Origin of the sequence: Pseudoalteromonas sp. CH_XMU1449-3, assembly GCF_037027245.1 — a bacterium.
Taxonomy (GTDB): Bacteria; Pseudomonadota; Gammaproteobacteria; order Enterobacterales; family Alteromonadaceae; genus Pseudoalteromonas; species Pseudoalteromonas shioyasakiensis.
The window spans coordinates 47325-58982 of record NZ_JAYMDY010000006.1; the positions used below are offsets into that span (position 1 = coordinate 47325).

Annotated in this window: 10 protein-coding genes and 1 riboswitch; of the genes, 7 read left to right on the forward strand and 3 right to left on the reverse strand. The window is 41.2% G+C overall.

Going from position 1 to position 11658, the window contains the following annotated elements; translation table 11 throughout:
• The first annotated feature begins 202 nt into the window (after positions 1-202).
• The 5 genes from WA256_RS09205 to WA256_RS09225 all read left to right on the forward strand — a co-directional run bounded on the left by WA256_RS09205 (position 203) and on the right by WA256_RS09225 (position 8239).
• The gene (locus WA256_RS09205) at positions 203-1375 is read left to right on the forward strand and encodes an efflux RND transporter periplasmic adaptor subunit (RefSeq protein WP_054562957.1); all 1173 of its coding nucleotides are present in this window, start codon (positions 203-205) and stop codon (positions 1373-1375) included.
• Positions 1376-1384: 9 nt separating this feature from the next.
• Positions 1385-4522: an efflux RND transporter permease subunit gene (locus tag WA256_RS09210; protein ID WP_335990729.1), complete on the forward strand. Its 3138-nt coding sequence runs from the start codon at positions 1385-1387 to the stop codon at positions 4520-4522.
• Between the two features lie 134 nt (positions 4523-4656).
• A riboswitch (cyclic di-GMP riboswitch) is annotated at positions 4657-4740 on the forward strand.
• A gap of 107 nt (positions 4741-4847) precedes the next feature.
• Complete coding sequence (locus WA256_RS09215) at positions 4848-5417, forward strand: hypothetical protein (protein ID WP_062566323.1); 570 nt, start codon at positions 4848-4850, stop codon at positions 5415-5417.
• Between the two features lie 275 nt (positions 5418-5692).
• Positions 5693-7771 carry a S9 family peptidase gene (locus WA256_RS09220; RefSeq protein WP_335990733.1) on the forward strand — a complete coding sequence of 693 codons (2079 nt, stop codon included), beginning with the start codon at positions 5693-5695 and terminating at the stop codon, positions 7769-7771.
• 66 nt (positions 7772-7837) lie between these two features.
• A complete protein-coding gene (locus WA256_RS09225; RefSeq protein ID WP_063529592.1) occupies positions 7838-8239 on the forward strand; it encodes a hypothetical protein in 402 nt (133 codons plus the stop codon).
• A gap of 58 nt (positions 8240-8297) precedes the next feature.
• On the opposite strand, the gene WA256_RS09230 is transcribed toward WA256_RS09225, so the two are convergent.
• Positions 8298-8771 carry a Dps family protein gene (locus tag WA256_RS09230; RefSeq protein WP_054562953.1) on the reverse strand — a complete coding sequence of 158 codons (474 nt, stop codon included), beginning with the start codon at positions 8769-8771 and terminating at the stop codon, positions 8298-8300.
• Positions 8772-9148: 377 nt separating this feature from the next.
• Here WA256_RS09230 and WA256_RS09235 point away from each other — a divergent pair, with 377 nt between their 5' ends.
• A complete protein-coding gene (locus tag WA256_RS09235) occupies positions 9149-9358 on the forward strand; it encodes a hypothetical protein (RefSeq protein ID WP_054562952.1) in 210 nt (69 codons plus the stop codon).
• Positions 9359-9362: 4 nt separating this feature from the next.
• Here WA256_RS09235 and WA256_RS09240 read toward each other — a convergent pair whose 3' ends face one another.
• A complete protein-coding gene (locus WA256_RS09240; RefSeq protein ID WP_062566321.1) occupies positions 9363-9968 on the reverse strand; it encodes a PGAP1-like alpha/beta domain-containing protein in 606 nt (201 codons plus the stop codon).
• 8 nt (positions 9969-9976) lie between these two features.
• Entirely contained in the window at positions 9977-10513 is a 537-nt protein-coding gene (locus WA256_RS09245) for a YaeQ family protein (protein WP_063529591.1), read from the reverse strand.
• Positions 10514-10604: 91 nt separating this feature from the next.
• Here WA256_RS09245 and ylqF point away from each other — a divergent pair, with 91 nt between their 5' ends.
• Complete coding sequence (gene ylqF, locus WA256_RS09250) at positions 10605-11549, forward strand: ribosome biogenesis GTPase YlqF (protein ID WP_335990743.1); 945 nt, start codon at positions 10605-10607, stop codon at positions 11547-11549.
• Positions 11550-11658: the final 109 nt, after the last annotated feature.

Consider the following 11658-nt stretch of genomic DNA (forward strand, 5'->3'; position numbering starts at 1 on the left):
CTGTTTGTTAACAAGTGTGAAGGTGGTTTTGTAAGCTTTTGATATTAGGTGGCTTTTGTTTGTAACAAATTGTTCTTAGATAAGTTTAGGTTTTTGTGTTGCCAATTTATCTGTTTTTGTAACAGTTCCTTACAAATGTCACATTAATGTTTCTGTCAGCTTTGGTATGATGGGGCCAGTGAAAATATTATAGGTGTAAGTTATGCGCACAAGTTTATTAAAATGGATATTACCGTTTGTTGCATTAATCGTTGGTGTTGCTGGTTTTAAAGCAATCAACGCGATTGCTCAAGAGCCTAAAGACAAGGATGTAGTTGATGTGCGTCCTTTAGTACAGGTTGAGCCAGTAGCAAGTGATGATCATCAAGTGATTATTAATAGTTACGGCGAAGTGAAACCGCTTGAAAGTACCTTACTTGCCTCGCAAGTGGCTGGTGAAGTTACAAGCTGGCATCCAAATTTTGTTGCTGGTGGCATCGTAGCGCGTGGTGAAGTGTTATTTACCATCGAAAAAGATAACTACGAAGCAGCTGTACTACAAGCTGAAGCGTCACTTGCTAGTGCTCAAGCGGCACTGATCGAAGAGCAAGCACAAGCTAAAGTGGCAGAGGATGAAGCAAGACGTTACCCAGAACGTGAGCGCACAGACTTATTCCTACGTAAACCTCAAGTTTTAAGCGCGCAAGCTGCTGTTAAATCAGCGCAAGCGGCATTAAAACGTGCCGAACGTGACCTTGCTCGCTGTGAGGTAAAAGCACCTTACGATGCGCTGGTGATAAGCCGTGAAATTGGTGTCGGCCAATACATTAATGTAGGCAGCCAAGTTGCTGAAATTAATAATATTGAAAGTGCGGAAATCATTGTACCAATTGCTGGTTTCGATAGTGTATTTTTGCCAAAACGCTTAAAAGGCGTTAAAGCGACCATCATCAATAAAGGCTTAAATAGCTTTACTCGTGAAGCCGAAATTGACCGTGACCTAGGCGTAGTTGATAACGCGACGCGTATGAGCAATTTAGTTGTTCGTGTTGATGACCCATACGGCTTAAAGCATGACGTACAACCTATTAAATTTGGTGCTTACGTACAAGTGAGCTTTGCCGGTGCAACACTACAAAATATCTACCGTTTACCGCAGTCTTTAGTGAATAACCAAACGGTGTGGATTGTGAACGACGAGAATAAACTTGAACCACGCAAAGTAACGGTAGTACGCGAAGAAGGTGAGTACTTCTACATTAGTGATGGCCTTGAAGTGAATGACCAGTTGGTTCTTACGCTACCTGAATACCCGCAAGAGGGTATGGAAGTGAAGGTTGCTGGAATGAAAGAAATGACAAGCGATGCAGAAACTGCAGCGGTTGAAAAGCTTTAAGGTAGCACTATGACTGATACAAACACAGAAAAACAGTCAGGCCTTATTGCCTATTTTGCCAATAACTCGGTCGCTGCAAACTTAATGATGGTGTTTATCATCATCATGGGGATCATTAGTTATTTCACTATTCAGCGCCAGATGTTCCCAAATGTTGAAATTAACTATATTGAAGTACAAGCCAATTATCCGGGGGCCTCACCACAGGAAATTGAAGAAAGTATTCTGATCAAGATTGAAGAGTCACTAAAAGATGTAACCGAGATTAAACGTGGTGTATATCGCTCATTTCGAAATAGTGGCCGTGCAAGTTTAGAGATCAACACAGATGCAGAACTTACTGATGTACTCGATAAAGTGAAGCTACGGGTAGACAGTATTGCGACTTTCCCTGCGGGAATGGAGCCGGTGACGATTAGTCAGGTTGAATTTCGCCAAGATGTAATCGGTATGACGCTGGTAGGTGATATTCCACTTACTGAGTTAAAGCCAGTAGCAAATAAAATTGAAGATGAGTTACTGCAATTATCTAATGTGTCGTTGGTACAAAATGATGTACCACTTGATGAGATTGCGATTGAAATTGACCCTGATTCACTGCGTCAATACAACCTTACTTTAAGTGAGGTGGCAAGTGCAGTACGTCGTTACTCTGCGAATATCTCGGCAGGTCAACTACGTACTGACGCAGGTATTATCTCGGTACGTGTTGAAAATCAATACTACAGCGGTGATGAGTTCCGCCAGATCCCTGTAAAAATTGGTGCTAATGGCGCGAAAGTGCTTTTAAACGACATTGCTGTGATTAAAGACCAATTCACAGAAGGTGAACGCTACTTTAAATTTAATGGCGAAAATGCCGTTTATTTATCAGTAAAAGCAACCAAAGAACAAAACATGATCCCGGTTGCTGATTCAGTTAAAGCGTTTATTGAGCAAAAGAATAAAGAGCTACCGGCGGGCCTGCGTCTTGAGCCATTAATGGACATGACTTACTACCTCAATGCCCGTTTAGACATGATGAAAAGCAATCTATTCCAAGGGGCTATCTTGGTTGCCATTATGTTGTCTATATTCTTGCGCTTTAAGTTGGCACTTTGGGTAATGATTGGTTTACCTGTGTGTTTCTTAGGTGCAATGATGATGATGCCATTATTTGGTATCAGTATTAATATCGTGTCGTTATTTGCCTTTATTATGGTGCTGGGGATCGTGGTCGATGATGCCATCGTCATAGGGGAAAGTGCCTACACCGAAATTGAGAAAAAAGGCGGTGGTGTTGTAAACGTGGTAAATGGCGCAAAACGCGTTGCTACCCCAGCAACATTTGGTGTTTTAACAACAATTGCTGTATTTGCACCATTTACACTATCAAGTGGCCCAGAGAGTGCATTTTTCTTCGGTATCGCCGTGGTGGTTATTCTGTGTCTGGTATTCAGTTTGATTGAATCGAAACTTATTTTACCGGCACACATTGCCCACACTAAGTTTCCGCCAATTAACCCAAATAGCTGGCGAGCGCGTTTTAACAAACGTTTCTTTAACTTTGTAAATGGCCCATATAAGCGTTTTATTGAGCTGTGTGTGGAGTGGCGTTGGTTTGTGCTATTTGCGTTTATCGGTTTATTGATTTTGACGTTTGGCTTAATTTCATCAAACCAAGTGCGTGTGGTACCAACACCAAAAGTACCTCATGACTTTCCGCAAATTCGTTTAGAAATGAATGAAAATGCCTCGGATATGCAAACAATTAATGCTATTCGTGAAATCGAAGCCATGGTTAACAAGGTAGACCAAGAGACCGAACGTGAATTTGGTCAAAAGCTAATTCGCGATATCTTAGTGTTCAACCAAGGTCGTACTGAAGCACAATTACTTGCTCCGCTGGTAGATGAAGAGCTTCGCCCGTATAACGCATTCGAACTATCTCGTCGTTGGCGTGAACAAATGCCAAGTATCCCAGGTGTGAAATCGCTGCAAATTTACGATGATGTAAATGGCGGTGGTATGGATGGTGAGTTTGGTTACTTACTTTACGGCCCAGATATCGATACCTTAAATGAGGCTGGTCGTCGTTTTATCCAACTACTACAACAGCAAAAAGGCTTATTTGATATTAGTTCGACTATCGATCCGGCGAGCAAAGAGGTGCAATTAAGCTTAAAACCTGTGGCATATGATCTAGGTTTAGACCTTGCCAACATTGCTAACCAAGTGGGCGCAAGCTTTTACGGTGGTGAAGCTCAGCGTGTTATTCGTCGCGGTGAAGAAGTGCGAGTTATGGTTCGTTACCCGAAACTAACACGTGAAGCGTTTGCATCATTAAAGCACGCCGTTATCACAACGCCTGAAGGCCAAGAGGTGATGCTGGGTGATGTTGTTGAACTGAACGAAAAACCAGGTATTAGCTATATTCGCCGTGAAGGTGGCTATCGTACTGTTTATATCTACGGCAGTATCGATGAAGAAGCGATTGAACCGGGTGAAGTGGTTAAGCAAGTGGACGAGAACTTATTACCACAGTTAAAAGAGGAATACCCTTCAGTTAAAACTGAGCTAGGTGGTTCTATTGAAGAACAACAAGCGCAAGCTAACGAGCAAATCATGTTCTTTATCGGCGGTATGATCTTAGTTTATATCTTGCTTGCAGTGCCGCTTAAGAGCTATTCGCAGCCTCTTATTGTTATGTCGGTTATTCCATTTAGCTTAACCGGTGCAATTTGGGGTCACTTCTGGTTTGGTTTAGATATTAGCTTGATGTCGGGCTTTGGCTTGATTGCCGCAGCCGGTGTTGTAATTAATGACTCGTTAGTTATGACCGACTTTGTAAACCAAGCACGCCGCGAAGGTATTTCAACTCGCCAAGCAGTTATTGAAGCAGGTTGTGCGCGCTTTAGAGCAATCACCCTGACATCAATTACAACCTTTGCCGGTGTACTACCGATTATGTTCGAAACCAGCTTGCAAGCTAAGTTTGTAATTCCAATGGCAGTAGCACTTGGTTTTGCGGTTATGTTTGCAACTCTAATCACTTTAGTACTAGTACCTTGTTTGTATATTGTAATGAGTGATGTGGGTAATGGCTTCTTGAATGTATTCCGTGCAGGGCACCGAGTCGCGACCAGAAGAAAGCTAGCAAGGGATTAACAGCCCATTCGCGAAAAGCCAACCAAGAGGTTGGCTTTTTTGTACCTAACGCATTTGCTAGTAACTATTTGCTATATAAGACGTTTGGTTACATTCTTTTGTTTGATTTGTGATTCGGTCACGATTATACTCAGTCTTGTTTTTGGCAAACTAACTGAAAGGTTAGGACGCAAAGTTTCCGGTCTAAGGTTTTAAACTATGATAGCGGGACCGCTGATAAGCACATAATCTAGTGCTTTGGTTCACTTGCCTCAAACTAAAAGTATTTATTTTGTTCGGTTGTTAGATAATGCCTATTAGTTGTTCTTAGGGTGATATTTTGTTTATGCATACGTCAATGGCCTCCGGGAAGTGGTTGCCGATTGGTTGCTTAAATCATCATACCCAACTGTTTGTTGGAGATAGGGTGATTGTAACCTTTTATGACATGCAAGGAGAGCTAGTCGATTTATCATTCGAATACCCGATCAGTAGTTCCGATCAGGGTGAGCCTCATAATTGGCCACGTTCTGTTGCCGAGCATATAAACGTGCATGTTCCGCTGGTAAAAGCGGGCAAAATGACTGAACAAGGTTTAGTGGTTGCGTACCGTTCAAACCAAATTTATGCCCTTGAAGGTTCGGGCATTACGCATGTAAAAGTGGCGTTTAATTGCATCGCAAAATGTAAAGAGCGAGTGCAAGATAGTCTGCAAGATTATGACTATATATACCCACAAGCATGCAGCGATTACAGTGCAGGTGTTAAAGTACTGCAGCCAAAAACGGGCCATATTTATATGTGCAAACCGTGGCCATTTAGCGAGTTTTGTCGTGTTAAAGATTCACACAACCCACTGTTTGAGCCAGGTGTAGGAAAAAGCTGGGCTATGGCTTGGCAGCAAGTATCGCATTAACAGTTTCCCCCTAAATGCTATTTTAGCATTGCTTAGCCCACTCAATTTGAGTGGGCTTTTTTAATACCAACCCGCAATAATACTTAATCATTTTGAGGGATTAAACCTGTCGCTAACTGCGTTATAAATTTCTCATTTAGAACAACTAAATAACGAAATTTTTGCCTTGTTATCAACGAGGTTTCATTGCCTCAAAATAGACTACTTAATTAAGCTGATTGGTATAATTCTGTGATAAACTGCCAGCAATTCGTTTTTTATTTTGGTTTTTTCTTGTGTCGTCAAATTCGTATTCTTTGTCTTTATTAGCGCATCCTCCTGTTGCAAAAAAACACCCTCAGCAATTAACTACACATCAACTGACGCGCACCGATAATTATTATTGGATGCGCGATGATGAGCGTGAAAATGAAGATGTATTAGCGCATTTAAATGCCGAAAACGATTATTGCGATAAGCAATTAGCCGATATAAAACCACTGCGCGAACAACTATTTAATGAGCTAAAAGACCGTATTGTTAAAGACGACAACACGGTACCAGTAAAAGATGGCCAGTATTGGTATCACTCAGAAGTACGTGGCGACGATGAATATGCACGCCATTATCGCAGCAGCTCAATAGAAGCGCGCGATAAGACCTTGTTGTTAGATGTAAATCAATTAGCCGGCGATTACGAATTTTATGAATTAGGCGAAGTTGCAATTAGCCCTGACGAGCAGCTACTTGCTTACTCAGAAGACACCGAAGGTCGCCGTATATATACTGTGCGTTTTAAAAATATTGCCAGCGGTGAAATGTTTAGTGATGTGCTGGAAAACACCGAAGGCCAAGTGGTGTGGGCTAATGATAACAAAACGGTGTTTTATGTGAAAAAAGACCTGCAAACCTTATTGGGTTTTCAGGTTTACCGCCATGTTTTAGGCACCCCGCAAGCTGATGACGTACTTGTTTATGAAGAGCAAGATAAAAGCTTCTTTATGGGGCTTGGCAAAAGCCGCGATGAAAGCCTTATTATTATTGACCTTGCGACCACAGAAACAAACGATACTTGGGTGCTTGATGCGAATAACCCAGAGGGTGAATTTAGCGCCTTAATGCCGCGCGAAGAAGGCCATGAATTCGATGTCGATAAGCTAGGTGATACCTTTTACATTGTTACCAACTGGCAAGCGAAAAACTTTCGCTTAATGACCGCGACGCAAAGCACCGTTGCCAATAAAAGTCTTTGGCAGGAGCATACACCGCATCGCGAAAACGTATTGTTAGAAGGGGTCGAAATTTTCAATGACTACCTTATCCTCACCGAGCGAGAGCTTGGCCAAACACGTTTTGTGGTGGTGGATCAGCAAGCAGAGCGTCTTACTTTAGAGTTTGATGACCCTTGTTATTATGCTGCTATTGCCATGAACCCTGAGCCGAATGTGAGCTCTGCGCGTATTTACTATTCAAGCTTAACGACACCAGGTTCTTTGTATGATGTTGATTTAAAAACAGGTAACAAAACCTTATTAAAACAACAGCAAGTGTTGGGTGATTTTAACCCAGAGCATTATCGCTCAGAACGTTTAATGGTTACTGCAAGGGATGGCGAGAAAGTACCTGTCTCTTTGGTTTATCGTATTGATAAATTTAATAAAGACGGTACTAACCCAGTACTGCAATACGGCTATGGCGCGTACGGTATTACCATCGATCCAAGCTTTTCAAGCAGCTCACTAAGCTTGCTTGACCGCGGCTTTGTTTATGCGATTGCACATATTCGTGGCGGTGAAATGCTAGGTCGTCATTGGTATGAGCAAGGTAAAAAGCAATATAAGCAAAATAGCTTTAGCGATTTTATTGATGTTACTCATGCGCTTACTGAGCAAGGCTATGCACACCCAGAAAAAGTTTTCGCGTCTGGTGGCAGTGCTGGTGGTTTATTAATGGGCGCTGTTGTTAATCAAGCACCTGAGCTTTATTTAGGTATCGGTTGTCATGTGCCATTTTTAGATGTGCTAACCACTATGCTTGATGAGAGTATTCCACTGACGACCAATGAATACGACGAGTGGGGTAACCCAAATGATCCTGCGTTTTATGATGTGATTAAGGCTTACTCGCCGTACGATAATATCAAGTCGCAGGCTTACCCTAATATTCTTGTTACCACGGGGTTCCATGACTCTCAAGTGCAATACTGGGAGCCAATGAAGTGGGTTGCTAAGCTGCGTGAACTTAAAACCGATGACAACATTTTGGTATTTAAAACCGACATGGATGCAGGCCATGGTGGCGCATCGGGTCGCTTTAAAAGCCTTGAGGAAAAGGCATTAGAAATGGCGTTTTTTATTGCTTTATTACCGAATTAAGGCTTAGATAAATAAGTAAATAAATTTTATAAGCGTAAACTTAAGTTGTATTTCAAAGGGGTGAGCATGTTTAAAGCCCATGGTGATTGGCGTTATTTTGTTGAGCCGCCAGTGATTTATGTGGAAATTAGTGGCAGCTTTAATAAAGAAGCCGTTGCTTCATTTAGTATTGAAGTCGGTCAAGAAATTATGAAATACCCTGAAAATTCAATTCAGTATGCTGTGGTTAATTTGGAACAATTTGAATTAGCAACTGCCGATAGTATTGAAAGCGCAAAGGCTTATTTTCAGGCTGTCAAAGCGCGGGGCTATAAACGTGTTGATTATATTAAAGCGAATATCATTGCTCGCAATTTATTAGAGACAGTTTGGTCTGGTGTAGAAATGGATATTAATTTTCACCCAGATGCTGAAAGCTTTTTTCAAGCAAGACCCGAGTACGATAATTTAAGAAAGTGGTTAAGGTAATACTTTCTGAATATAAAAAAGCCCTTATTTGAGGGCTTTTTCGTGTCAATTCTGAATATTAACCAAGGTAGGCTTTTAACATCCAAACAAGTTTCTCTTGTTCTTTAATGTAGTCGCCCATTAGCGATGCTGTACCTTCGTCATCTGCATCACCGGCTTGTGCAAGGATTTCACGCTGCATTTGAATAAGCGTGCTGTAACCTGCTAAAAGGTTTTCTACTGCAGCAGTACCTTCAGTGATATTTTTAGCTTCACTGATCTTGCTATCTTCGATGTACTCAGAGAATGCATGTACCGGTGTACCGCCTAACGTTAAAATACGCTCTGCAATCTCATCTACTTTCTCAAGTAGTAAGTTATAAATTTCTTCAAACTTAAGGTGTAATTCAAAAAAGTTACGACCTTTAATATTCCAATGAAAGCCGCGTGCGTTCATGTATTGGATTTGGTAGCAGCTTAGTAAAGAGTTTAGTGAATTTACGATGTCTTCACTTTTTGCGCTGTTTAAACCAATTGCATTTACCTGTGACATAGATTGCTCCTTAAAAAAACCGTTAAGTGTTTACTTGCTAGTGCTTGGTGTTAAGTATTAGCCATCGTGGTTAATCTGTAAAATGGTTTAATTCGAACACAGTGATAGGTTTTAGCTATCAAAGGCTGGTTTTGTCCATTTGTGCACTATCAACATAACTTTCAACATAACTTTGAATTACTTTTATATAGACTTGGGGCAACTGAGCAAAAAATCTACCTTATTTTTCAAATATTCAAAAATTAGGCAGAAAGTATGATCTAAAACAAGGTTTGTACTCGCTGATAAATTGGCCGATTTAGAACTTGATTTAGGTCAAAAAAACAACGAACCATAAGCGCATAATGACTTTACCGCATTTAACCAGGAGAAGAAAAATGGACGGTAAAACAGTTAAAGAAAGCAAAGCTGAAATAGTTGTTGTAGTGATTGCATTACTTGCATTTGTTATCGGTTTGGTAGGTCATCTAGCAGGTGCTAGCTTCGCAAACTTTGATACCTTTGGCTATATTGCTGCACCTGTACCATTGATCTTAGGGATCATTGTTTTAATCTCATATAAAGTGGCTGCAAGTGCTGAAGATTAAAGTATCACTCACTTTGATTTATAAGCTTAATAATGTAATCCATCACTTGGCGTGAGTAGATCATACTGGTGTGACTCAAATGAAACACCTTATGTTCTGCCATGCCATTGAGTTTGGTTTCATCTATCAAAACTGTACCATCAGAGACACTGCCTTTAGCAATCAGTGGCATTAGCCCTATTGGTAAGTCACCAGCAATACTATAAAGCTTGGCATTAAACGGCCAATCGCCATTCTCAGATAATAAAAACTCCACGCTATTTTTTAACAGCATTTCAAAGCCCTTTTGCTGCATTTGCTTAGCAATATGACTGCCTTTATGCGGGGTGCCTAAGGTGATCACCTTTTCGACATGGCGACTTTGAAGAGAATTGGCCTCTAAGTAAGCGCGAGCAACTAAGCCACCCATCGAATGGCAAACTAAGGCGGTAGGTTTACCACCGATAAAGCGATCAATCTTATCGAAAATTGCCGCTCTATCGGGAGAGAGCGTGTTATAGGTCAAATTGAGTATTTTTAGACCTGACTTTTCAAGACGCGCGCACAATGGGCGCATCACAAAGCCTGACATATAAAGTCCGTGTAATACTACAACCTGCCTAATTGCCATCGCGTTCCTTACATTAACTGTTGCGGTTTAATTTCGATATTTGCTGTATCTGAGCTAACCCATACTTCACCATCTTGAATGGTAATAGTGAGCTTAATATTGCGATCAGCTAAGTCGGCTAATGCCTGAGTCGCGGCATAATCGAGACTAAAAATACTTAAGTTTTTAAAATCATACAACTTAGGTTGATGTTTTTGCCACCAAATCACTTGGTTATTTTCGCCGTAGGTATATAAAACAACTTGCTTCGACTTATTGCAGGCTTTTTTCAGGCGTTTTTCATCTGGTAGCCCAAGCTCAACCCATAATTCAATTTCTTCGCTATAGTTAATGTGCCAAAGCTCAGGCTCATCATCGGCGCATAAGCCTTTAGTAAACTCTAAGCCTTCACGGGCATTTAGCGCAAAAGCCAACAAGCGGATCATCAAGCGTTGTTCGGTTTCTGATGGGTGTTGTGCCAGTGTTAAATTGAAATCTTGATAAATGTGGCGGTCCATATCGCTTAACGATAATTGCGCTTTAATAATGGTTGATTTAAGAGCCATAACTGCTTACTTGAAAAAATTTGCGTCATTATAGCGCAATTCGTTGCCGAGCCAGTTAAAATACCGTGAAATTATCTTGTAGGAGTTAAAAATGGCCATCCAGTGGTTCCCGGGTCACATGAACAAAGCCCGAAACGAAATTAAAGAAATCATGCCACAGATGGATGTGATCATTGAGGTACTTGATGCCCGTATTCCTTATAGTAGTGAAAACCCAATGGTTACTGCGCTGCGTGGCGACAAGCCGGTGATCAAAATCATGAACAAGGCGGACTTGGCTGATCCTAAGTTAACGCAAGCTTGGAAAGACTACTTTGAGCAGCAAAGTGGCGTAAAAGCGATTGATTTTGGTAATGATAAAGCGGGTGAAGTGCACCGTATTAATGAGCTTTGTAAAAAGTTAGTGCCGCATAAAGTAGGCGCTGATAAACAAATTAAAGCCATGATCATGGGTATTCCAAACGTTGGTAAATCAACGCTTATTAATACCTTAGCTGGCCGTATCGTGGCAAAAACAGGTAATGAACCTGCGGTAACCAAAGCGCAGCAACGTATTAAGCTTGACGATGGCATTATGCTTTACGACACGCCGGGTATGTTATGGCCTAAAGTAGAGAACGAAAACTCAGGTTATCGTTTAGGGGCAACTGGCGCTATTCGTGATACCGCTATCGACTACGAAGAAGTGGCAAGTTACACCGCTGAATATTTATTGCTAGCATACCCAGAACTTTTAAAAAGCCGCTATAAAATTGATGAGCTACCAGAGTCTGACTGGGAGTTTGTTGAAATGGCAGGTAAAAAGCGTGGTTGTATCCGCGGTGGTAATCAAATTGATACTTACAAAATGTCTGAAATTCTTATCAACGAATTACGCGATGGTATTATTGGTCGTATTACCATGGAAACACCGGCAATGCGTGAAGAAGAAGAGCAAATGGTTGCTGAACTTCGCGCTGCTGCAGAGGCGAAAAAAGCCGCTAAAGAAGAAGAGAAAAAGCAACGCCGTGCACGTGCACGTAAGAACCGTCGATAAAATTAACACATTAATTTTTAGACATAAAAAAAGCCCTGCAAGGGCTTTTTTAGTTTCATATCTACCGTCACCGATATGAGCAATGTAGCAAGTAAAATAAGTAGGGTCG